The organism is Flavivirga spongiicola (genome assembly GCF_030540825.1).
GTDB lineage: Bacteria > Bacteroidota > Bacteroidia > Flavobacteriales > Flavobacteriaceae > Flavivirga > Flavivirga spongiicola.
Map to the genome: position 1 here is coordinate 183,236 of NZ_JAUOEO010000002.1, position 24,061 is coordinate 207,296.

At 32.6% G+C, this 24,061-nt stretch carries 17 protein-coding genes; 11 read left to right on the forward strand and 6 right to left on the reverse strand.

Features of this window, described 5'->3' with window-relative positions; translation table 11 throughout:
* Window positions 1-140 precede the first annotated feature (140 nt).
* The 3 genes from Q4Q47_RS20825 to Q4Q47_RS20835 all read left to right on the forward strand — a co-directional run bounded on the left by Q4Q47_RS20825 (window position 141) and on the right by Q4Q47_RS20835 (window position 3,911).
* Window positions 141-2,435 (forward strand): AHH domain-containing protein, encoded by a 2,295-nt coding sequence (locus Q4Q47_RS20825; RefSeq protein WP_303308659.1) that lies wholly within the window; start codon window positions 141-143, stop codon window positions 2,433-2,435.
* A complete protein-coding gene (locus Q4Q47_RS20830) occupies window positions 2,436-3,092 on the forward strand; it encodes a hypothetical protein (RefSeq protein ID WP_303308660.1) in 657 nt (218 codons plus the stop codon).
* Window positions 3,093-3,200: 108 nt separating this feature from the next.
* Entirely contained in the window at window positions 3,201-3,911 is a 711-nt protein-coding gene (locus Q4Q47_RS20835; RefSeq protein ID WP_303308661.1) for a hypothetical protein, read from the forward strand.
* Window positions 3,912-4,648: 737 nt separating this feature from the next.
* On the opposite strand, the gene Q4Q47_RS20840 is transcribed toward Q4Q47_RS20835, so the two are convergent.
* The 6 genes from Q4Q47_RS20840 to Q4Q47_RS20865 all read right to left on the reverse strand — a co-directional run bounded on the left by Q4Q47_RS20840 (window position 4,649) and on the right by Q4Q47_RS20865 (window position 14,920).
* The gene (locus Q4Q47_RS20840; protein ID WP_303308662.1) at window positions 4,649-5,128 is read right to left on the reverse strand and encodes a hypothetical protein; all 480 of its coding nucleotides are present in this window, start codon (window positions 5,126-5,128) and stop codon (window positions 4,649-4,651) included.
* A 37-nt stretch (window positions 5,129-5,165) separates the two neighbouring features.
* A complete protein-coding gene (locus tag Q4Q47_RS20845) occupies window positions 5,166-6,866 on the reverse strand; it encodes a hypothetical protein (protein ID WP_303308663.1) in 1,701 nt (566 codons plus the stop codon).
* Between the two features lie 20 nt (window positions 6,867-6,886).
* Window positions 6,887-7,762 carry a PorP/SprF family type IX secretion system membrane protein gene (locus Q4Q47_RS20850; RefSeq protein ID WP_303308664.1) on the reverse strand — a complete coding sequence of 292 codons (876 nt, stop codon included), beginning with the start codon at window positions 7,760-7,762 and terminating at the stop codon, window positions 6,887-6,889.
* A gap of 83 nt (window positions 7,763-7,845) precedes the next feature.
* A complete protein-coding gene (locus tag Q4Q47_RS20855; RefSeq protein ID WP_303308665.1) occupies window positions 7,846-12,063 on the reverse strand; it encodes a T9SS type B sorting domain-containing protein in 4,218 nt (1,405 codons plus the stop codon).
* Between the two features lie 136 nt (window positions 12,064-12,199).
* Window positions 12,200-12,946: a LytR/AlgR family response regulator transcription factor gene (locus tag Q4Q47_RS20860; protein ID WP_303308666.1), complete on the reverse strand. Its 747-nt coding sequence runs from the start codon at window positions 12,944-12,946 to the stop codon at window positions 12,200-12,202.
* A 3-nt stretch (window positions 12,947-12,949) separates the two neighbouring features.
* Window positions 12,950-14,920 (reverse strand): sensor histidine kinase, encoded by a 1,971-nt coding sequence (locus tag Q4Q47_RS20865; protein ID WP_303308667.1) that lies wholly within the window; start codon window positions 14,918-14,920, stop codon window positions 12,950-12,952.
* Between the two features lie 1,206 nt (window positions 14,921-16,126).
* Here Q4Q47_RS20865 and Q4Q47_RS20870 point away from each other — a divergent pair.
* From Q4Q47_RS20870 to Q4Q47_RS20905, 8 genes are all read left to right on the forward strand, one after another.
* Complete coding sequence (locus Q4Q47_RS20870) at window positions 16,127-17,170, forward strand: sensor histidine kinase (RefSeq protein ID WP_303308668.1); 1,044 nt, start codon at window positions 16,127-16,129, stop codon at window positions 17,168-17,170.
* A complete protein-coding gene (locus Q4Q47_RS20875) occupies window positions 17,157-17,852 on the forward strand; it encodes a LytR/AlgR family response regulator transcription factor (RefSeq protein WP_303308669.1) in 696 nt (231 codons plus the stop codon). The genes Q4Q47_RS20870 and Q4Q47_RS20875 overlap by 14 nt, the downstream gene beginning before the upstream one ends.
* Before the next feature lie 131 nt (window positions 17,853-17,983).
* On the forward strand, window positions 17,984-18,685 hold the full coding sequence (locus tag Q4Q47_RS20880) for a DUF4386 domain-containing protein (protein ID WP_303308670.1): 702 nt from the start codon (window positions 17,984-17,986) through the stop codon (window positions 18,683-18,685).
* Between the two features lie 83 nt (window positions 18,686-18,768).
* Window positions 18,769-19,200, forward strand: coding sequence for a DUF2846 domain-containing protein (locus Q4Q47_RS20885; RefSeq protein ID WP_303308671.1), 432 nt, complete (start codon window positions 18,769-18,771; stop codon window positions 19,198-19,200).
* Window positions 19,201-19,310: 110 nt separating this feature from the next.
* A complete protein-coding gene (locus Q4Q47_RS20890; protein WP_303308672.1) occupies window positions 19,311-19,700 on the forward strand; it encodes a tautomerase family protein in 390 nt (129 codons plus the stop codon).
* A gap of 305 nt (window positions 19,701-20,005) precedes the next feature.
* A complete protein-coding gene (locus Q4Q47_RS20895) occupies window positions 20,006-21,640 on the forward strand; it encodes a LamG-like jellyroll fold domain-containing protein (RefSeq protein WP_303308673.1) in 1,635 nt (544 codons plus the stop codon).
* 17 nt (window positions 21,641-21,657) lie between these two features.
* A complete protein-coding gene (locus Q4Q47_RS20900) occupies window positions 21,658-22,440 on the forward strand; it encodes an endonuclease/exonuclease/phosphatase family protein (protein ID WP_303308674.1) in 783 nt (260 codons plus the stop codon).
* Between the two features lie 81 nt (window positions 22,441-22,521).
* Window positions 22,522-24,054: a LamG-like jellyroll fold domain-containing protein gene (locus Q4Q47_RS20905; protein ID WP_303308675.1), complete on the forward strand. Its 1,533-nt coding sequence runs from the start codon at window positions 22,522-22,524 to the stop codon at window positions 24,052-24,054.
* Window positions 24,055-24,061: the final 7 nt, after the last annotated feature.

The following is a 24,061-nucleotide window of genomic DNA, read 5'->3' on the forward strand; positions in this document are numbered from 1 at the left end:
TTTCATTTATTTAAGAAAACCGCCCAGTTATTCCTTTATGTTGAGATAATTTATAGTAATAAACGTAAATTTATTGTCTAAATAAGTATTTTCGTCTGAAATCTGAGTCTAATTCATTAACTAATTCCTGTATAAAACGAATGACAAAAAAAACATTAACCCTATCAGTTCTCTCTCTTTTGATCACCTTTCTTTTTTTTAATTGCAACAAAGATCTCTTTGATGATGACAGAGACCTCGTTAAGGTGGATGGAAATAATGTCACATCAACCTATAAAATTGTTACAGCTAAGGAAGTGCCAGATGTAGCCAGTTCATTTGCTAATTTTATAAAAGAGACGGGCAACCAGAATTTTTTTGTAAGTCCTAGGATATATGAGCTGACGAACTTAAAAGAAGAAAAGAGCTATAGTGCACAGGTCTATTTAGGAGACTTCGAGGATAATAGATTCTATAACATCGCAGTAAAAAGAAACACAGATCAAAGTCTTGGAGCCTCAAAAATTATAGAATACCAAACCAGCCTGCCCAAAAATACTATCAGCACAAGTAATTTTAAAAATACTACATGGAAATTAAACAATTATAATACTTCTAGTTTAAAGCAAAAATTAAAAGGCAGTAATTCCAAAAATAAGGCATCAAGCTCACCTTGTACGGATGGGGTGTTTATACCAGAAGGAGGAACGGGGTTCAATGTGACACATATCTCTGGGAATAATTTTTCTGACAATATTTTTAATTCAGACAACGGGGGTAATTTAGGAGCATCGGGAACAGGAACAAGGTCAGGTTGGGTAAGTGTGTGCTTTGCCACTCTTGAAGTGGTTCCTTATAGCTGTAACGGACCTAATTCTGGGACGCCTCATCCACCTGGTGGCTCTGGACCGGGTGATTGTGGAGACGCCTCATCAGGTTACGAAGGTTCAGGAGTAAGGCTTTCGGTCGGGGAATATTGCACGCCAATATACGTAACCGTAGAAACTCAGACAGCTCCTATTACAGACTTTTTGAATGTAATAACTTTCGATTTTGGGTTTTATAGCCCCTGTACAATGCAGAAGCTTCGTGATAAGTTAAAAGCAGATAGAGAAAACTTGGATACATTGGGACTTGAGTTATTAGAGGAGTTGATCAGACTTTTAGGAGAAGATAGCGTTGAGCATTGTAGTAATCGTGATGATCGGCCTGTTCCAGACTTTTCAAAAACCAGTAGCCAAAAATCCACAGAAACGGACTGTCCCGAACCATTTGATGTCAATGTCGTAATTCCATCTATTTCTTGGGATTTATTTGAGATCTTGAATACTGCAAGCACTCCATTAGGGGATACGGCCTTAACAGATGCACAAAAAGTTTGGATACTGGATCATAGAAATATAGATGAAGTTGATGCATTATTAAGGTTTCTAGCTGATAACAACACCTCTTCAGAAGCCAAGACAGAAGCTAAAATGCGTATAGATGGGGAAAGAGCAAAAAGGGGCTGGGACTTCTCTAAATCTGGAACGTTCCTTAACAGGCCTTCGTTAACGTACAAGGCAACTTTCAGCCCAAACTCAGGGGAGACCATGTATTTGTTGGAAAATGGATTAGTTCTATATCAATCTGCTACCAAAAGAACAATTAACAAGGTAACCCTTAATAGTATAGCATCTACCGAACAAAATACGGATGGTTACAATTATATATATAATAATGACACAAAGGAATGGTATGAATACAGAATGCCCCCTGAAACTTTTGTTAATGCTGATATTGATTTTCTTTTAGATGCTTTTTGGGATGGCGTTAAGATAGTAGGTCGTTATGCTACGCCTTTAGAGGATGCTATTATACTTCTTGACGGTGAAGACTTCGACGGCATCGAACAAAATGAAGTTGTTGCGGGCGGTATGATATTGGTTAGTATAGTACCTGGTGGGAAAATATTAAAACCAATAGCAAAAGTAGTTAAGGGAACGAAAGCTTGGAAGGTTGCAGCCAAGGTAGGTGATAAGACAGTAACACTGTCTTTCAAGATAGTCAACGGTATTGTTGATTTTGGAAGTAGGAGCAAACTGGCGCAAGTAATAAGTACAAATGCTTTTGAAGAAGCACATCATATTATTCCTTGGAATAAACTAGATAACGAAATTATACAGGAAGCAGCTTATGCTGGGTTTCATATGAATGCTGAAGTAAACGGAAGGGCATTAACGAAGTTTACATCTTTAACAGGCGAAGGAATACATGGAAATCACCCTGCTTATGATAAATTTGTTCAAAAAAGGCTAAATGATTATATTGGAAATAGCTCTGAAGCGGCAAGAGAGTTTTTAGAAGAGGTATTGATTCCTGAGTTAAATGAACATATTGATGATGCTGTTAATTCTACAATGAATTTAAATACATACTTTAAAGAAGTGGTTAACCCTGCAAATGGTATTAATTAAATGAAATATTATTCAATAGGAATATCCGATGACCTTAAGATCATCGGGTATTATCCTCAATTAAAATTTAAAGAAGGTTATAATCCGAGTCTTTCGGATGGATACTATAATGTTCTTAAGGATAAATTCCCGAATTTTGTTCCTAACTACGAGTTAGAGTTACATGGTAAAGCCAATACGGTAAATATTTTACCATTATATCCCGAAGGGAAAGGACTATTGATAGATGATAAGGTTAGGCTAATATTAAAAAATCATCATCTACCACCTCATGCTTTTTACCCAATGAAATTATACCATAATGGAAATGTATTAAAATATTATTGGTTTCAATATATTCCAAATGATTTTTGGGAATTAATTGATACTAGTGCCTCTTATGCAGAGATAGTACAGATAGAAAAAGGTCAAGTTGCTGTTATAGATAAAATTAAAATAAAATCCTTAGAGCAAGTAAATCAAGGTAAAAAGATATATAAGGGACGTACTCCAATAAGGTTAGGACAATTAAAAATGGCTTCTGAATTTTGTAAATATGACTTCTATAAAACAGGAGCATTTAATCATACTATTATTAGTGAAAAACTAAAGAATGCATTAGGGGTTAACGGTATTACTGGATATCAAATTAAATCGTTCGATAAAATCTGTTTTTAACAAAACCTAACCCGTACTCTAATTAAGATTAGGGTAATTAAAAATGGCTTCTGAATTTTGTAAATATAACTTCTATAAAACAGCGACATTTATTATATAGCTAAAAAAATGAGTAAAAGACAATTAATATTCGTAATAGTTATTGTTTATATAACTACGAATAGCTTTGGACAAAAAAATAGTTTTACTAATACGTTGGTACATTTTGTAATAAAAGAAAGAAATTATGTGTCAAAAGAGTATGCTAATTCGGTTAATAATGAAAATGGTAAAAGAACTAATGACGAATGGGAGGGTGATTTGTTAGCCTTTTATCCACCAACGCCTTCATTACCAAAAGAAGTTCCGTCTGATTTCAAAAGATTTATACATTTCACAATAACCCCTAAACATTATATTGAATATCGAATAGTAGATAATATTTTTGAAAATGATACATTACATAGTCCTGCTACTATAAAAATAGTTAAGCTTGATAGAAAAGACTTAACAGTGACAGAATTTATACCATTATGGTTTGAAATGAGAAAAAGGAAACTCTATAAAATGGAAATATGCAATTATAATACTATAACTGAATATAGGAAGATTAGAAAGAATATGTGTGGATATGATTGTTTCAAAATAACTTTGGAGGACAAGTTTAATTCTGATTATTTAATTGAGTTATATGTTACCGAAGATATTAGACTTAATTATCACCCTATTGTTAATTGCGAAAAAATATTTAGTAAATATTTTCCTTTATATGTTAAAGAATATAAAAAGGAATATCCAAACGACTATTTTAGAGAGTTTAGTTTTGTAAAATCTCAATAAAAAGAATCAAAATGACTTTTAGGAGTATCAAAATCCAAGCAGTTATAATTACTCCACTTGTCTAAGACAGCTTACTTTCAAATTTTAGAGAAATAATCGGATAATGCAAAAATTTATATATAAGTTTTTAAGAATAGTAGAAAGGCACAGAAAACGCTGAGAAGTAAAGTAAAGATAAATTTTAATAATTAAGACTTAATCTGATAATACCTGGTCAACTTCACTGGAATATGCACTTTGTATCACAAAACGAAGAAGGTGACCGTCACACGACAGGATTACATAACTCAGCTAGTGCCAGACTTAATAACTTATAATCATACAGATGCTGGTGACGTTACATTGAACGATTACATATAGGAGTAGGAGCAAGTTATATAAGGTATTGAAGTATTGATAATCCTTCGGAATTACCAACAATTCAACACCAAAAAATCATTAATATGAGATAATTGAAAAAATAAATATTAACTTTGGAGAACTAGGCTAGTGCTTTTCATAGGAGTTCTTTGTTGTGCTTTCGTTATTTTTTATTCTATTTCGTTGTTCAATAACTATATCAAGTTCACTTTTTGTGGACGTTATACAAAAGGGAATGGTAGTCTACCTGCCACAGTTTGTCAAATTGTCTTTAAGCGCTTATGCGTAATTGTTATTTCCTTTCAAAGTCAGTAGAGTATGTACAGCTTATGATTTTCAATTTTATTCATTAAAGTTTATTGACAGTAGTTAACGTATTATTCAATCTCTCGTAATAATCTTCCATCACGAAGGTTATCTTTAAAATATACTAACGTAACTATTTCTCCAATAGAAGTATTATTATATGAATCACCATTAATATAACTTAGCTTAATCGTTTTGCCCAAACGTTCGATTTTTGTCCTTTCTTTATCTTTGAAAACAGTAGATAATATGTCGTCACTCATCTTTTCTGCATTATCCAGACCAGTTGTATCCTTTCTCTTGTAATAGGGGATTTTCTCAATAACCTCAAACCAATCCACATCCATATAATAATGTGGATTTTTACGTGTTCCCGTTTTATATTTTTTTACCACGACCACTTGTTCTCTGATTCCAGATTTTAACAACGAATCTTCTTGGGTATTAATAATATTGAATAATACCACAAAAGAGATGGCAATTATTGCTGATACTATCCATGTAATTCTGTTGATTCGTTTTATTTTTTGTTTGGAAAATTGTTTCGTCATTTATTTACTTTAATACTATTACCTACTTAAAAGTGAATTAGTTTATATTATCACACGATATATATGCATTAGTTCCTGCTCCAGCAAATTCTAAATTATTATTGAAACTGCCATTACCTTGAGCTTGCTGCTTAAAATTAAAATACTGGTACATGCATTTCCCGTCATGTTCTTTTGAGACCAATGCTATTGATAAAGAGCGAGACACAATAACACCTGAGTAGGTTTTATCATAGTCCCAATTTACCGATGTAATAATAGCTTTGGTATAAGTTTTCCCTGAACTTGAACTTTTTTTGCGCATAATCGTCAGAGCTTGATTTTCCAAACCAGTGCCGGACATTCCTCGTTTGGGCAATTTTTCATCTTTTAATCTGGCATTTTCTTCGCGACCAACAATTTGCTTCAAATGGTCTACACCCGAAGATTGGTCAATAGTAAAACCACCTTTTATACTTGAATTGGTTCCCCTAAAAACAACTTCAATATCAATAGTAGTTCCAGAATAAGGGCCAGCCGTCAATAAAGCATTGGCTATATGCTCATGTGTTCTTAACTTGTTTTCTACATATGGTGTTCCGTTTTTTTGTTTCCAGACATTACTTGGCAATATGGCAAGCTGCAGGTAATTTTTTTCTTGCATTGGTGTTGTTACCCATACTGCGGTGCTTGATGGTTCGCTAATAATGCCACTATTAACTTTGACCTTAACATCATTCGCGGCATAAGAATCTGTTAGCTGTCTTAGTTTAGAAGGTAAATAGACGGTTGCATAAATATTATCCCCTGATTTAAAGTTGGTTGAAAAATCATTTTCCGATTCATTTCCTATGGCCACTTCTTTTTTTGAAAACAATATTTTACCCAAATGCTTTTTATGCATTTCACTGGCATAAGTAATTCCTCCTGTTTTCTTACCAATCTGATTTTCTACTTCTTTTAACCATTGAGTGGCCTTTGCGTTATTGGGCGCAAATTTTAAAAGCAATTGACAAAACGCTTTTGTAGCTTCCAGTTCTTCTAATTCCTTTTGCGGGTCACCCTTAATACCAATATTGTTCATGTAATCTAAATAAGCCTTATAAGTGCCTTGACTTTTATTGATAAAGTTGGGATAATCATTTAAAGCACTAACTACTTGTTCTACATAAAACTTAACCCTTGTGTATGTTCCGTTTGTTTTTGAGGCTTCAACTTTGGCCATGTAGTCGGACTTATTGAAGTTCGCAAATCGAGTCACCGTCTCATATAATTTATTGTGGCTCCCATTAACAAATTTCAACCCTTGTGCGGCATCAGCACCATGTTCAGTATCACTATAGATATGATTTAGGTACATGTGAATGTCTCTAAAGTAATTTGCTGCATTTTCTGCGCTATTGGCCAAAGAAGCTTCATTTTCATAATCTACTTTATAACTATCAAAAGCTTTTTTTTCGTTAGAGATGTCCAAATCTGGGCATTTTGTCTGTATTGCTTTTAAGTTTCTTTCTGCATTACTTATATACGTTTTGAAGGAACTACTTGAAGTTTCATTGGCTGCCTTTTTAGTTTCTAGTTTTTCTAAATATCTGTTCAAAGATTTAAGTGCAGAATCACAAGGTCCTTTTTTTACTGTTGCCATGGTTTCTTTTGCTTTTTTTAAGTTTATTTGAGCATTTGTATGTTGTAGTACTCCTGTAAACAAGAAGGTTAACAGGATAAGTAAGTATCTTTTTATAATTGATTTATAGTGCATAAGCTCAGGATTATTTTTTATTAAAAACGAAATTTTAATATCACTTCATGACTTCCGTCACCATAGTTTCTCACGTCTGTTATTGAACTGTCATAGGCGTAACCGATTCTAACCCAATCTGCCATTTTAAAAAATGCCAAGCCACTTATAGATTCTTTTAATCTATGACTAATACCAATTTCTATCAGGTTGTATAAGTCGAATGTTCCACTAACATCCATAGAAAAAGGAACTCCACTTACTACTCTTGTTAAAACAGAAGGCGTAAAAGTCACATCTCTACTTAATGGAAGGTGGTATCCAGCTCCAGCAAACAAATGAAGTTCATCTGTAGCCTCTGTTACAATACCCGCTTCCTTTTCGTATCTTTCTGTCTTTAGAATGGCAGGCGCAGAAACATTTACAAAAAAGCTTTTTCCTCTTAAATAGGCGCCTACTCCAATATTTGGATTAAATACACTTACATTTTCGGTAAAAAGCGGGTCGTTCTCAACTCCTGTTTTGGTTAGGTCTATACCAATAAAAGAGCCTCCTCCTTTGAGTCCCAGAAAAAGGTCTACGGTTTCTGTTAATTGCAGCTTGTATGAAAAATCAATATAAACGTCAGTTTCATTCAGTACATATACGCTGCTATTGGTAATAGAAGCACCCAACCCAACTTTTTCATTCATTGGAATACTCAATGAAAAACTTTGGGTTTCGGGTGCATCTTCTAAACCAATCCACTGACTTCTAAAATTTGATGTGAATTCTGTTTTTTCACCAACTCCAGCATAAGCAGGATTGATAATGTTCATGTTGTAATTATACAGCGTAAAGGTTACGTCTTGCTGTGCATGGGACTGAATGTAAAATATCGAGATTACGATAAAACAATATAATTTGGTTTTTTTCATTTTTATATTTTTTATGAGAGAGGTTTTTGCAAACCCCTCTCAAGTAATTGATTTGATTTTTAATGATTTGATTATGGGAGTGGTTAATAATTGATGTATATCCACCCTTTTTTAGGGCTAAATTCTGCCTCATTTAAATTTATGATATACAGATATGCACCAACAGGCAGTTTTTTGTTACCGTTACCAGCTTTGTTAGACACACCATTCCAATTATTCTGATAATTATTGGCTTCAAATACCAGCTCTCCCCATCTATTAAATACTTGAACATTATTGTTTGGGAAGTCCTCAATATTTTCTATAATCCAGATATCCTTAATTGAATCGCCATTAGGGGAGAAACCACCTGGTACAATAACCTCCAAAGACTCACAATTGTCAGATACATTGTTGTTGTTTTCATCTATGGATTCAATGGTAACTGTTGCTGTTTCTGTAGCAGAATTTCCAGAATTATCGGTTACGGTAAGTGTTACAGTTACATCACCTAGAGCTGGACAATTAAATGAAGTGATATCTAAAGATATACTATCAATGCCACTGCAAGAATCGGAAGAACCGTTGTCTATATCTTGGGCAGAAATCGTTGCCTGTCCATCGGCATCTAGCTGTACGGTAATATCTTGGGTAACCACTATTGGTACGGTTGTATCTTCTACAGTTACAGTTGCTGTACCTATTTGGGAGTTCCCGTTGGAATCTGTTACAGTCAATGTTACCGTATTTGCTCCTAAATCACTACAGGTAAAATCTGTTTTGTCTAAAATTGTAGTTGAGATACCACAGCTATCAGTACTTCCATTGTCGATATCCGAAGCTTGTACGGTAGCTTGCTCATTGGCATCCAATGCTATTGTTATATTTTGGGTAATCACATTTGGTGTAACCGTATCTTCTATAGTTACGGTAGCATTAACATTATCGCTATTTCCTGAACCATCTGTTACAGTTAGTACAACAACATTCTGCCCAATATCAGAACAGGTGAAACTATTGGGAGCTACGGTGAGGTTAACAGTACAATTATCGGAACTTCCATTATCAATATCATTTCCTGTAATAGTGGCTTGTCCATTAGCGTCCAATTGTACGGTAATATTCTGAGCAACCGCTGTTGGAGCAATAACATCTTCTACGGTTACAGCAATGGTTGTAGTGTCTGTATTTCCGCTGGCATCGTTTACGGTAAACACCACTTCGTTAACACCGAGGTCTGCACATGTAAAGGTGCTTTTGCTTAAAGAGGCTCCAGTTATGGCACAATTATCCGACGAACCATTATCTACATCTAAAGTAGTCACCGTTACTTGTCCACTGGCATCTAATTGTAGGGTAATATCATTTGCACTAGCTACCGGTGAAATAGTTTCTGTAACGGTTACTATGGCGGTTCCAGTGCCTACATTACCTTCATTATCCGTAACCGATAAGATTACCGTATTGTCTCCCGTTGTACTACAATCGAAACTTGAAATATTTACAGACATTGAAGCAATACCACAATTATCCGTACTACCATTATCTATATCAGATGCGACAATACTTGCCTGTGCAAAAGCATCTAAGGGCACGGTAATATTTTGCGTTATAACTGTTGGAACAAGCGTGTCTTCTACAGTAACCACAGCTGTACAACTTGCAGTATTGGTACCATCATCAACGGTAAGCGTTACATTGTTAGCCCCAATATCAGCACAACTAAATGTACTTTTTGATATGGTTGAAGTAAATGTACCACAACCACTACCTGACCCTCCATCTATTTCAGAAGGTGTAATCGTAGCTTGCCCATTAGCATCTAGTTGTATCGTAATATTTTGGCAAACAGCCGTTAGGGGAACATTATCTTCTATGGTTACCACGGCGGTTTCTGTGTCTGTATTTCCACTAGGGTCTGTAACAGTTAATGTAACGGTATTGGCACCGAGGTTGGTACAATTAAAGCTTGATGGGTTAACCGTTCTACTAACTATCGCACAATTATCGGTAGAACCGTTATCAATATCTGTACCCACTATAGTTGCTTGCCCATTGGTGTTGAGTTGTATTGTAATGTTTTGAGTAGAAGCTATAGGAAGCGTATTATCTTCTACGGTTACCACAGCTGTATTGGTAGCTACATTATTATTAGTATCGGTAACCGTTAGTGTAACAGTATTGTTGCCTAAATTGGTACAATCGAAAGTTGTTATTGATGGTGTCATAGAAGCAATACCACAATTATCGCTAGACCCATTATCTATATCTGTACCAGTTATAGTGACTTGACCGTTGGCATCTAAAGCAACAGTAGTACTATTTGTTAGCGCAATAGGGTTTATACCATCTGTGGTGGTTATGGTTACCTGTGATGCCGCCGAATTGGGTAAATTAGGAGAGTTGACATCGGTTGCGGCATTTGCAGGTACATTGATAGTAATATCAGTATTACATAAAGAAGTTGGTGTTATTAAAGCGGTATACTCATTTGGACCGCTAGCTGCAGAAAAGTTGCTTGCAGTAGCATTAGTGAGTACAATATCATTAACATCAAAGCCCGTTACATCTCTATCAAATAGAAAAGTAACATTAAAGGGAGTGAGGGTATTTACTGTTGTTGGAGCATTAAGAATTGAAACTGTAGGGCCACATGGTCCGGATACAATATAAACTTGATTCGATCTTTTAACCATGTTAACATTGTTTTGGGCAACGGTAATATCATCTACATAAATACAGGTGAGTCCCGAAGCTACAGTAGTGTCTAGGTATAAATTTGTAATATTTGCATTTTTAATATTTAAATCTGTAAGGCTTGCAGGGATACCCAATGTACCCAAAACTGTACTAGATGATAAATCTAGACTTGTAATTGGGTTGTTGACACAGCTTAATTGGCTTAATGCAGAATTTGTAGAAGTGTCCAAACTTGTCAGGTTATTGTTATTACTTGTTAAATTGGCCAATGCCGTATTTGTCGAAATATTTAGACTAGTTATATTATTATCAGAACAATCTAATTGAACTAATGATGTGTTTGATGACACATCTATGTTTGTAAAATTATTTTCTTTTACATTAAGACTTATTAATGACGTATATGGTGATACATTTATGCTTGATAAATTGCTATTTTGAACAGCAATTATTTCAAGATTTGGAGCTGTAGATGGAAGAATAAGAGAAGAAAGACCTGTATTATTAACACAGTAAAGCCTCCTAAGTGTTGTATTAGAGCTGAGATCTAATGAGGTAAGAGAATTATTATTAAGATATAGAAAATTCAAGGCTATATTTGACGACAAGTCCACGGTACTTAAATTGTTGAAGTTTAACCTTAAGCTAGTTAATGACGTGAAATACTCGATTCCTGTTAAATCTGAGATACCCAAATTGGCCAAATTAAAGTCTGTAGGTATTAGGGCTTCGCTTACCTGTATTTCACTATCTAAATTAGTATCAACGCCTCTTGCAATTAATGCAGCCTTAAAATTAGCATCTGGAATATAAACGATTGGACAGTCTAAAGCATAAGCAGTTGCTGCATCCTTTTGCCAACCTGTTTTTGAAGCGGCAATAGTTACATCATCTACAGAAATACATGAAAGACTTGGGTTATTGAAGGCGTTAAATGTTGATAAAGTTGCAATATTTCCATTTTTGATATTTAATTCTATTAAATTAGAATTGTTACCACAACGAGCTGTAATGAGTCCTGTATAAGATGATAAATCCAAACTAGTCAGCCCAAGGGCTGTTAAGTTAACCGTAGTTATACTATTTGTGTTAGGTAAGGACAATGAAGTAAGATTGCTCATTCCTATCACACTAACACTAACTAGAGAAGTATTTGAAGTCAAATCTAATGAAGTCATGTTATTATTACTGCAAATTAATCCTGTCAAAGCTGTATTTGAGCTTAAATCTAAAGAAGTTAAAGTGCCATTTGTGTTTACTATCAAAAATGTTAGAGCTGTATTAGCTGAAAGATTCAAAGAGGTTAAGGGATTTGAATAGCAATCTAGTGTAGCCAAAGAAGTGTTTGAAGAAAAGTCTAGAGCGCCAATATTGTTCTGGCGTAAACTTAAATCTGTTAAAGATGTAAAAAACTCGATTCCTGTTAAATTGGATATCCCAAGATTATCTAGAGAAAGATTAGTAGGTACTAGCGCTTCATTTACTTGTATTTCACCATCTAAGCTAGTGTCAATTCCTAGAGCAATCAAAGCGGCTTTAAAATTCGCGTCGGGGATATTAATGGTTTGCGAATATGCTTTTACACATAGAAGTAGTAAGACTATTGGAAGTAGTTTTTTCATAATTGAATTGGTTTAATTTTAAATCAAAGATGAAGAAAGGTTCTTCTAAAAAATCAGCAGGTTGCTAAATCATAGTATTAGTTTGTTAAGTGATGTGGTATTCTTTTTAAGTGATTTTTAGTTTTAAGAAAATAAACTAAAGGCTATTTAAAAATTGTAATATCTTGGTGCGTTTTCTCTGTGATACTGGTATTTGGTCTTGATTTTCCATAATGAGACTACCTCCATCAGCCCTATCAAAACGGAGTATTTTTCGCATATTTATCAAATGGGAGTGGTGGGGGCGTATAAAACCATAGGGCGTTAATAATTCTTCGTATTCTCGCAAAGGTTTTGATATTACAATGTTTTTATGACCATCTATTGTGAACTCTGTGTATTGCCCACAAGATTGGCAGTTTATAATATCGTTTATCGTTACAAAATAAATGGACTCATGGTCTTTAAGAGCTATCTTTTTTTCTTTCACCATTACGTTTTTCAGGTTCTCCTGCATAATGGTTAACTGCATTTCTAATTGTTGTTTTTTTATTTGGTTTTTTACTTTATTAAAAGCGTCCAATAAATCTTCTAAAGCTATGGGTTTCAATAAAAAATCGATTGCACTAAATTTAAAGGCGTTTATGGCATACTTATCAAATGCAGTGATAAAAATGACATGAAACGGAATTTCATCGAGTGACACCAGAACATCCATTCCGGTGCCGTCATCCAGTTCTACATCCAACAACACCACGTCTGGATTGGTTTCTCGAATTTTTATCAGTGCTGATTGTACCCCTTCCGCTTCGTATAATTCTGAAACAAAGGGGCAATGCACCTGTATCATTTCAGAAATTCCATTTCTGATGTGTATTACATTATCAACGATGAGGACCTTCATACCTTAATAGAGTTTTGGTAAATAAATTACAATTTCAAAACCCTTCATTTCTTTTAGGTTCAATATCTCGAAACGTGCATTGTATTTTTGTTGCTGATTGAATAATACTAAGCGGTCTCGTACTATTTGAATTGCTCTTGATGTGTGTTTCTTGGTAGGTGTATTTTCATTCAAATTCATCCCATTATCTCTTATCGTAATACAAATTTCATTTGGGGACTCTTTTAAATTGACAACCATCTTTCCCTTGTAATCAATATTTTTAAAGCCATGTTCAATAGAGTTCTCCAGAAAAGGTTGCATAAGCATACCAGGCATTTTAAGCTCGTTTATCTCCAAGGTGTCTTCATATTCAATTTTATAATCAAACTTATCTGGAAATAGCAATTTTTGCGTTTCAAGGTATTGTATGACAAATTCAATTTCTTTTTCAATAGTTACCAATTCGGTATAAGTACTTTCTAGTGATTGACGCATTATTTTTGCAAAACGGGAAAGAAAAGCGGAAGTCTTTGGGCTGTTTTCTTTATTAGCAAAACTTTGCAAGGAAGCCATAGCGTTAAAGAAAAAATGAGGGTTGATACGGGCACGGTTTAAACGTTGCTCGGTTGTAATAAGTCTCATTTTGTTTTTTAGGCTTCTTTGTTGGTATATAAAGAAAATGATAATACCGATTAATGAAATCAATGCAACCAATACTATTAGCCAATAAATCTGGGAGCGTTTATTTTTGATTTCTAAAGCATCTATTTGTTGCTGTTGGTTTAAGTTCTCAATCTCTGCATCTTTTAACTCGGTCTTGTATTTGGTTTCGAGCTCATTAACCATTTTGATTTTATCCCTATTTAGAATGCTGTCCTTCATTTTACTATGAATTCTAAAGCTATTATAGGCTTTTTCTATATTTCCCGCACTTTCAAACAAATCTGCAGCATCATGGTGCAGCATCATATTTGCAGCTGTACCACCTCCTCTCAAGGTTTTGTTATCGTGATATAAAGCCGTATCCATCCACTTGACAGCTTCTTCGTATTGTTTTAAATCCAGATGGTCCCATGCTTTGGAATTGTACATCCCACTTAAATTTTTAACCCCTTTAATCCTTTTTCCGTAATAAATTGCAGAATCTATATGCTTTAAAGCTACTCTTGGGTTTTTTTTGTGGTATGAAAAAGCTTCCAAGGCTCTATAGATTAATGCTAATTCATAATCAATCTTATATTTTAGTGCACTTTCTTTCGCTCTCTTTATATACACAAGACCAGAGTCAATCAAGGTTTTGCGCCCGGTTCTAGTATAAGTAGCCTCATACTCGTATCCTAGCCACCTAAAATGTTTTGTTAGTTCAATAGGGTGTGCCTTCTCGTCTATCAGGGTTTCTACTCGTTTAATATAATCCCAATTCTTATCGCTTTCCTGCATTCTGGTAAACAAGTACACAACTTCTTTTATGATCTCAATTTCTTTTTCGGAGTCTTTTAAGAACTCAGATTCTTTTAATGCCTTAAAAGCAAACTCTGATAGTTTTTCCAGATTTTCCGAAGCACGATAATAAAGGGTTTTATTTAAATAAAGATTATATGTAAAATAGTCTTTGCAATTTGTATTTTTTAGTATTTGTTCTTGTTCTTTTATAAGAGTAAGAGCCTTATCTAATTTCTTTTCGGAGCAATAATATCTGAATTCTAATATTAGCCCTTCAACTTTGCAACTTTGAAATGGTGATTCTTTAAACCTATTTATTGCCCTAAAAATTTGAATGGAATCTTCATACTCAAGTAATTCTCTTTCAGTTTTTGTAATTATACGATTGCAATCACAAATGACTTTATCGGTATCTTTAGTTATTTTTGCTTTTTTTTTTAAAACCGATTCTTGAGCAAAAATTGGAGTGTAGGAAAGACTTGCGAAGAAAAAAGCAATCGCAAAAACTACTGATAACGAATTGAATGCATTATGTTTTTTAGCTATCATTTTAGTTTAAAAAAAAACAAAAATACGAAACGGTATATTATTTTTTTGATTTAAATTTTATAATTTAATTAGGAAATTGAGACGCCCTTCTATTAAAAGAAAATACTTTAGGTAAATTAAAATTAGAAAAAGGAATGTTACTAGATGAATCAAAATTAAAAGAATCTTTTTTCAAATACAAAGATGTCTAAAGAAGTTGGTTCACAAGACGGTCCAGATTATACTATAGATCTTGAAACACCCGACATTAATAATCAAAGATTATCTAAAGTATAAATTAAAGGGGTTCTAATTTGACTGTTAAATATGAAATTAAATAGGGGGTACTTATCAAAATATTATGACTAAACACACAGGCATAAAAATAATGACCGAGTATTTTCGCATCTATCTTTTATAAAGAAGGTCCAAATATCTCGTATAAAGTGTTATTGATAAATTATAATTGGCCAGACAAAGAAAGTTATACCCTAGAAGATATTAAAAATTCAAGAATGATTACTATTATTTGGAATTATTAAAATAGGAGATGATGAAATCTTAAAATTTATGTTAAAAGTCACTAGATGTTGTCACTTTTTCCCTGACATAAATTTAAGACTGTTTATCTAAAAATAAATATCAGAGAGTAATGAAAAAGTAAGTTTTTTGATATATCAAAATCATAAAACCAGTGCATAATGTTATTTTCATTAATACTCATATAATTTGTACCTTTATAACATCAAAGAAGATCAAATTATGTCTTCAAAGTTCTTTTTATAGTTTTAGTGTACAAATAGGTGTACATATTTAAAGAAAACAATATAAATAGCTGAATAACAGTGTGATACAGGGTAGTGGTTAAGTCTGCCACCCCGACGAACCTAGTAATAGGTCAAAATAAAACACTGTTAATCGTATGATTATCAGTGTTTTTTTGTTTTTATACATATTATTTGGTGCCAAATAAAATCACCTAGAACCATTAAAAAGGTGGGCAATGTTTCTTCACTAAAAATGTACTAGCTTTAGATCAAGTATACAGCCTCAGACTATAATTTCCAAAAGAGATCTATCTATGGCTTACATCTTATACATTATATGTTGTGTAATGCATACCATATCATATCTTGCAGACAAATATATTGAGTATGCAGAATACATTATTTAAATTCTCTAAAATAAGCGATTCTTGCTTTAACTTGAAAGCTAAGTTTTGAAGCCATGAAAAAATCAATTATTGTCTTGTTACATATAGGGTTTTGGACGTGTTATCTTTTTATGATTATGATTATGCTTGGGCTTTTATTTAAAAATAATACATACGAAGAAGCACGAATCAACCTTTTCTTCAAGTATCTTTTTGGATTTGCATTATTACCTTCGTTTATTTCATTTTATATATTCTACCTTTTTGTTTTTCCTAACTATCTTAAGTATAAAAATAGATATAAAACAATTATTTATAGTATTGTATCTTCTCTTATTATAGCTTTAATAGGAACAATTTTTATATCAATAATTGATGGAGATAATTCGTTGTACTATTGGCGAGAAGATTTTTTTGAAGGCCTATTTTCTATTTTTGTTATTACCTTAGTTTTTGGAATTATAGCTTTAATATTAAAAGGTAGCATAACCTGGTTTAATGATATTAAACAAAAAGAAGCATTGCAACAAAAGAATCATGAAATGGAAATGGCCCTGGTTAAATCTCAATTAGATCCTCATTTTTTATTTAATACCATCAATAATATTGATGTTCTTATAATAAAGAATGCTAACGAAGCTTCAAACTATTTAAATAAACTGTCTGATATCATACGGTTTATGCTTTTTGAAACTAAAACAGAAAAAATTCCATTGTCCAAGGAGATTGAATACATTAAAAAATACATAGAGCTACAAAAAATAAGAACAGCTAATTCTAATTATATAAATTTTAAAATAACAGGTTCATTTAATGGTAAAACAATAGCTCCAATGGTTTTTATTCCTTTTATTGAAAATGCCTTTAAGCATACTACCAATAAAAAACTAAACAATGCTATAACGATTATGATAACGATCAATGATGAATTCATAAAATTGAATTGTGTCAATAAATTAGATTCTAATAGAAAATTAAAACAAGAAAGTAATGGTTTAGGTAATGAGTTGATTAAAAAACGCCTGAATCTGATTTACCCGGAGAAACATACACTAGAGGTTATCAACCAAAATAGCACTTATAGTGTACAATTAACGATAAACAATGGAAAAATATAGCTGTATTATTATTGAAGATGAACCTTTAGCATTAGAGAGAACAAAAGACTTTGTTACTAAAATACCCTTTCTTAATTTATGCGCCACATTCGATAATGCATTAAATGGGTTGGCTTATTTAAAAGCTAATAATATTGATATACTTTTTTTAGATATTAATATGGATGAATTGTCAGGTATTGAGCTACTTGAAAATTCTAAAATAACAAGTCAAGTCATAGTTACTACTGCCTATCAAGAATATGCCTTAAAGGGGTATGAACTTAATATTACTGATTATCTTCTAAAACCATTTACATTCAATCGCTTTTTGCAAGCTGTAAACAAAGCACAGGAGAATTTAAGCAAAAATAATTTAGGCACAACAAATAATTTTATTTTTGTGAAAACTGAAAACCGATTGGAAAAAATTACACTTACCAATATTGTTTATATTGAAGGAATGCGAGATTATCGCAGAATTCATACCGTAGACAAAAAGATTATGACCTTGCAAAATTTTAAGGAATTGGAACAAATCATCCCTTCATCAATAGTATGTAGAGTTCATAAATCGTATATGGTGGCCCTAAATAAAATAGATTCTATTGAGCGTAGTAGAATAAAAATATCAGATCAACTCATCCCAATTTCGGAAACCTATAAGGAATATTTCTTTCAAAAAATCAGTAGTAAAACTTAAGGGCACAATAAATATTTTGCAGATTAAAAGTGACCGTATGCAGACGTCTTTACTTGATTTGCATATTAAAATTGTAGGATTAATGGTATGCATTGATATTTGTTTAATCATCAATCATTTAAACAAGCGAAATGCATGCCTACAAAAACACAGGAAGATTAGCAGGCTTTTTATTACTTATTTTAATACTGACAGGCATATTTGCTGAATTTTTTGTGCGTCAAAACCTATATGTAAACAATGATCCAATTGCAACTACTCAAAACATAATCGAAAACCAAGGGCTTTTTCGATTGGGCTTTGTGAGTGATTTGGTGATGTCTACAGTGTTCTTTTTCTATGCCTATATTTTATATCGCATATTTAAACCCGTTAATAAGAATATTTCACTGTTATTATTACTTTGTGTAGTCATATCTGTTGCTATGTTCTGTCAAAATGCACTTTATCAATTTTCTGTATTAGAACTATTGATAAATAGGGGCTATTCAGAGGCATTTATACCTGAACAATTGCAAGTTTTATCAATGTTTTTTCAAAACATTCATACCAAAGGGTATTATGTAAATCAGATATTTTTTGGAATGTATCTTTTTCCTTTGGGGTATTTGATTTTTAAATCCGGCTTGGTTCCCAAAATAATTGGTGTGTTTTTAATGTTGGGTTGCATTGGGGATTTAGTAAGCTTCTTTGATTATTTTCTTTTTCCTGACCATGAATCCATACTTATAAACAATATTACGTTGCCAGCAGATATTGGAGAATTTTCACTTTGCTTATGGCTTTTATTTATGGGAGTAAGAAATATAGACTCTCCAAAACTGCAGCACTAATAACTAATTAAAAAAATTGAATCTGAAGAGTCAAAAGAGTATTTAAAAAATATAAAAAGATTGAAAAAAATAATTAAATAAAAATGAAAAATATAATTCTAATATTATCCCTTACTATTACGAATGTTATGCTTTCTCAAGATGAAATTATAAGCATAGGAGAAAAACCTATAGTATATCTAATAAGAGATACAGGACTTCAAGGTGCTTTGCGAGCAACTCATATATTTTTTAATACGGAAAAGGTATGTAAATTAAATAATAAAAGATTTTCAATGCACAGTCTTGAAGTTGGAGAATATACTATTTATGCTCAAAGTGGTGGAAAAAAGCCAAGAAAGAAAGCACTTAACTTAAACATTAAATTAGAAGCGGGCAAGACTTATTATATTTATATGACTACCGAATCTGTAGATTATGGACGCGAATTTTATGAATTAACTTTAGGGTTAATAACCGAAGAATTTGCATTAGATAGATTAAAAACACTAAAACTTGACAAAAAGTGTTATTAATTTAATAGCCTAAAATGGCTTCATGAAATTTAAATATTTTATTACCCTTATAATTCTTGTTTCAGGATTGCCAAGAAACCCATTAAGTAAACCAGAAACACTTTTAAATAATGTCTCAAATTAAAATTTACGGTTTAGGATTAACTCTGCAGCCAATAAAAATAAAGCTATCAGAGGTAATACATCAATGTATAGTAGAATCGTTAAAGTATCCTAGAAATAAAAAGGCGCATAGGTTTATCAACCTTGGAAAAGATGATTTTTTTTACCCTGAAGGACGTACAGATAACTATATAATTATAGAAATTATAATGATTACAGGAAGATCTGTACAAACTAAAAAAAAACTTATCAAAATGCTTTTTAAAGAAATTAATGGGCAGTTGAATATTTCTTTCACAGATATAGAAATTTGCATAGTTGAGAGTCCAGCTTACAATTGGGGTTTTAGAGGAAAAATGGGTGATGAAGTTGAGTTAGATTATAAAATTGAAATTTAAGATATGTAATTCCAGATATTTTAGATTTAGATGTTTGCCAATTTTTAGATAATGCTTTCATTATAGATTTGAGTACAAAGATAGCGACTCAAAACCCAGAACTACTAAAGGCAAACATGCATTAGGTATTGACTTCTTTTTAATTGAAAATGATTTTCTCAAAAGGGGATAAATAGTGAATTTATCTTATTTGATACATAGTTAAATTAGTTAACAAATAGTTAAAAATTTCAAAATGTAGTTTTTTCATTGTTATATTTGGAGGTTGCCCTTTCGTATTTCCAAATAAGTAAATAATAATTTTAATGAAAAAACTAGTAGTTACCAGTATAATTTTTGTTTGTCTTTTTTCGAATTGTGCTCGAGCACAAAGCAAAAACGATTCGCAACCATTGATTTCAATAGCTATGGATACCACTTTAGTATCCAATGAAAACTTTACTTTTTATGGTAAAGATTCAATCGTAGAAGGTATAGACGGGAAAGCTAAATATTTTAGTGGAAGTGGGAATGAGGATAACTACATACATATTAAAAATACAGAAACCTTATCAGCCTTATGGAAGGATCGGGATTTTTCCATAGAACTATGGGTTCAGACTAAGGCAAAAAATGATAAATTCCAGGTTATCGCTTCAAATAAAGATTGGAATTCCGGAGAAATAAAAGACTATACAGATAATCGTTATGCAGGATGGAGTCGCATAAGCGGCCTTAATAAAGGCTGGGCCATTATATGTCAACCAGATGGTAGTTGGGCTTGGAATATTGGAAATGGCGAATATGATGGCAAACAACAGCGGGTAGAAATCTACAGAAAAGACTATAGACCAACGGCTCCGAGACAAAAAATAAATGATGGAGAATGGCATCATTTGGTATTTACAGTTAATCGTGAAGCTAATGAAACCCGTTTATATTTTGATGGTTTAAATGTAGGTATATATTACATGGGGCCAGTGAAAGATTTAGATTCTGGGCTACCAGTAAGTATTGCTACAGATGCTTTAGGTAAAGACCCGGAACTTTCCTTTAATGGAGCAATAGACAATTTCCATATTTACAACCGTGTTTTAAGTGCAGAAGATATAGCTCAAAACTATGAAGCATTGGTGCCAATGGCAGCAATTCCAAGAGCACCTGAAAAGCGTGTTGAAAAATTAAATCTTATGTCATGGAATATATGGCATGGAGGTAGAAGAAGAGGTAAAATAATTGGTCCACAGCAAGTTATAGACCTCATAAAAGAAACCAATACAGATATTGTTATGATGCAAGAAACTTATGGTTCTGGACCATTAATTGCAGATGCACTTGGATATTATTTTTATTTATCTAGTGCAAATATTTCTATATTGAGTAAGTACCCTATTGAAAAAAGTTGGGTAGAATACCATCAATTATGGACAGGAATAGCTACGATACAATTAAGCGAAGAACAAAAAATAAATCTAGCAAGTATTTGGCTTCATTATTTACCAGGTAGAGATACAGGATCAGCAAATGCTACTCCAGAAAAACTTATAGCAGGAGAAAAGAAAAATCGTCATAGAGAGATAAAAATCATTTTAGATAAACTTAAACCACAAATAGAAGTAGCAAATGATATTCCTTTAATTATAGGTGGAGATTTTAATTCCCCTTCTCATTTAGATTGGATAGCAACAAAAAAAGATTGGCACAACGGCTTGATTGTAGAATGGCCTGTTAGTAAAGAAATGTTGGATGCAGGATTTAAAGATTCTTTTAGAGAAGCGCATCCAAATCTAGACTATGCTTCACCTTCCATGACAGCAGAAAAACTTTCTTATCGCATAGACTATATTTATTATAAAAGTAAAAAGTTAAAAACTTTAAGTTCAGATATGTTTTTTGATTATAAGGGAGTCTGGCCTAGTGATCATCCAGCTTTAATTACTACACTTTCAATAAAAAAATAAATTCAAAATTCAAAAATATGATTCTTAAAACAAAATCTAAATGGTCTATTTTCCGCCTAAATAGCATCATCATACTTTTAATTATAACTAGTTGTGCTTCAACAGAAACAAAACCTATCACAGTATTTAATTATAATATTCACCATGGAGAAGGAATGGATAATGTTTTAGATTTAGATAGAATAGCCAAAGTAATTAACTCTGCTTCTCCAGATGTTGTTACATTACAAGAAGTAGATATAAATACCGAAAGAACTGGAAAGGTTCACCAAATGGAAGTTTTGGCTAAATTAACTAACATGAATTTTGCTTTTGGTAAATCAATAGATTTACAAGGAGGCAAATATGGTAATGGTATTTTAACAAAGTTTCCTATAAAAGAACAAAAAACCTATCCCTTACCAGGAAATGAACCCAGATCGGCGCTTGCTGTAACTATGGAGCTTGACGATAAAAAAGAAATAGTTTTAATTTCTACACACTTAGCAACAGAAAAAGAAGGGCGTTTAGCCTCTATAGAACCTATTGGAAAAATATTAAAAGATTATAATCAATTACCTCTAATCTTAGCGGGAGATTTTAACGCTGTTCCAGAAAGTAAAGTCATATCAAAATTAAACGCTAAGTTAAATAATACAACTGTTGGTAAAAAAACCCACCCTGTAAATGTGCCTACAGGACAAATAGACTATATTTTTTGCTCTAATAACGATCAATGGTCGGTTGTGTCTTCTAAAGTTTTAGATGAAAAAGTGGCCTCAGATCATAGACCATTAGTGTCTGTTTTAAAACTTAAATAGAAATTACGTAGATGTTTTTCTAATAAACATTGTGGATAAGTAAAGAAAATAACTTTAACAAAATTATAAATTAATTAAAATATGAAACAATTCACTATTACTAATCTTGGAATTGTAATAATGCTTGTTGCTTTTTCATTTGGTAATCTTCAAGCTCAGAAAAAAGAGGGGCAATTATTGTTTTTAGATTTTGACAGCAAAGACTCACCTAATCTAAGAGAATCTAATGCCAATCTTGTATATGGTATGGGGATAAAAGGCAAAGGATTAGATATAGAAAAGTCTACTAACCTTCCTAAACTGAAAGATTTTGGAACAGATTGGTTTTCTAATAGTAAAGACTTTTCAATATCTGTATGGGTGAAATCTGCGAAAGTTACAACAGACACTACTATTATTCTATCGAATGCAGACTTTAGGAAAAAAGATATGGGCATCTATAAGAAAAGAAGGATCAATCCTGGTTTTACGCTTTATAGTAGTAATGGAGCTTGGGGTTGGAATATTGGAAATGGAAGTGCCTATTATAACTACGAACCTATAGCTAAAGATCAACCAATTACAGATAATATATGGCATCAAATTGTTTTTACCTATAACGCTAGTCGCAAAGAAGTACGTTTATTTTACGATGGTATAAATAGAGCCATTTTAAGCATAGGAGACCTGAGCAATAGAGATTTTGCAAGTAATAAAACTTTAATGATTGGGAAAGATGAAAGTGAATCTAGTTATAAACCCTTTCAAGGAGTCGTAGATCAACTTGAAGTATCGACAACGACTCTGTCACAAAAACAAATTCAAAAAGCATTTAAAAAACATGCCAAAATTCAAGAAGAACCTGAAATGGAGAATGATGTTTTAACCGTGCTTAACTGGAACATCTGGCATGGTGGTTCACATTTTTTAAAAGATAGAGATGGGTTTGATGGTGTGGAACGTATTATAGAAATGATAAAAAAATCAGGAGCCGATATTGTAATGATGCAGGAAACTTACGGATCTGGTTCGATAATATCCAGCAGTTTAGGCTACTACTATTACGAAGCATCAAGTACAATTGGAGCTGTTTGGGGCGCAAATATTTCGGTGATGAGTCGTTATCCTATAGAAGATGTTTATATGATAGAGGAGCGCTCTAATTATGGAAAGAATTATGCATTTAATAACGGTGGCGCAAAAATTAGACTTTCTAAGAAAAATAAAGTGATAGCATTTTCTAACTGGTATAATGGAAGAAAACCAGAAGATTTGGACGGTGCTTTAAAAGGTTGGGCTAAGCTAGTAAATAATGCAGATGATATTCCTATAGTTTGGGCAGGAGATTTCAATTCGGTATCACATCTTGATGACGGTATTGGAAAATCAGGACATAGTAAACTTATGACAAATGCTGGTTTTAAAGATTCCTATAGAGAGCTATATCCAGACGCTAAAAAATACCCTTGCTATTCGGCCCCAAGAAATGAAGATAAAATAGACTTTATTTATTACAAAGGCGTAAAGTTGAAATTGATTGAAGCAGGAAAAATTATTGAAAATTTTAAAGGCAAAAACACACTCGGATACCCATCCGATCATTTAGGACTTACCAGCAAATTTAAGTTTAATTAAAATACTA

Coding starts and splice junctions, on each gene's coding strand:
- Q4Q47_RS20825 (WP_303308659.1), top strand. CDS start 141: ATGACAAAAAAAACATTAACCCTATCAGTTCTCTCTCTTTTGATCACC.
- Q4Q47_RS20830 (WP_303308660.1), top strand. CDS start 2,436: ATGAAATATTATTCAATAGGAATATCCGATGACCTTAAGATCATCGGG.
- Q4Q47_RS20835 (WP_303308661.1), top strand. CDS start 3,201: ATGAGTAAAAGACAATTAATATTCGTAATAGTTATTGTTTATATAACT.
- Q4Q47_RS20840 (WP_303308662.1), bottom strand. CDS start 5,128: ATGACGAAACAATTTTCCAAACAAAAAATAAAACGAATCAACAGAATT.
- Q4Q47_RS20845 (WP_303308663.1), bottom strand. CDS start 6,866: ATGCACTATAAATCAATTATAAAAAGATACTTACTTATCCTGTTAACC.
- Q4Q47_RS20850 (WP_303308664.1), bottom strand. CDS start 7,762: ATGAAAAAAACCAAATTATATTGTTTTATCGTAATCTCGATATTTTAC.
- Q4Q47_RS20855 (WP_303308665.1), bottom strand. CDS start 12,063: ATGAAAAAACTACTTCCAATAGTCTTACTACTTCTATGTGTAAAAGCA.
- Q4Q47_RS20860 (WP_303308666.1), bottom strand. CDS start 12,946: ATGAAGGTCCTCATCGTTGATAATGTAATACACATCAGAAATGGAATT.
- Q4Q47_RS20865 (WP_303308667.1), bottom strand. CDS start 14,920: ATGATAGCTAAAAAACATAATGCATTCAATTCGTTATCAGTAGTTTTT.
- Q4Q47_RS20870 (WP_303308668.1), top strand. CDS start 16,127: ATGAAAAAATCAATTATTGTCTTGTTACATATAGGGTTTTGGACGTGT.
- Q4Q47_RS20875 (WP_303308669.1), top strand. CDS start 17,157: ATGGAAAAATATAGCTGTATTATTATTGAAGATGAACCTTTAGCATTA.
- Q4Q47_RS20880 (WP_303308670.1), top strand. CDS start 17,984: ATGCATGCCTACAAAAACACAGGAAGATTAGCAGGCTTTTTATTACTT.
- Q4Q47_RS20885 (WP_303308671.1), top strand. CDS start 18,769: ATGAAAAATATAATTCTAATATTATCCCTTACTATTACGAATGTTATG.
- Q4Q47_RS20890 (WP_303308672.1), top strand. CDS start 19,311: ATGTCTCAAATTAAAATTTACGGTTTAGGATTAACTCTGCAGCCAATA.
- Q4Q47_RS20895 (WP_303308673.1), top strand. CDS start 20,006: ATGAAAAAACTAGTAGTTACCAGTATAATTTTTGTTTGTCTTTTTTCG.
- Q4Q47_RS20900 (WP_303308674.1), top strand. CDS start 21,658: ATGATTCTTAAAACAAAATCTAAATGGTCTATTTTCCGCCTAAATAGC.
- Q4Q47_RS20905 (WP_303308675.1), top strand. CDS start 22,522: ATGAAACAATTCACTATTACTAATCTTGGAATTGTAATAATGCTTGTT.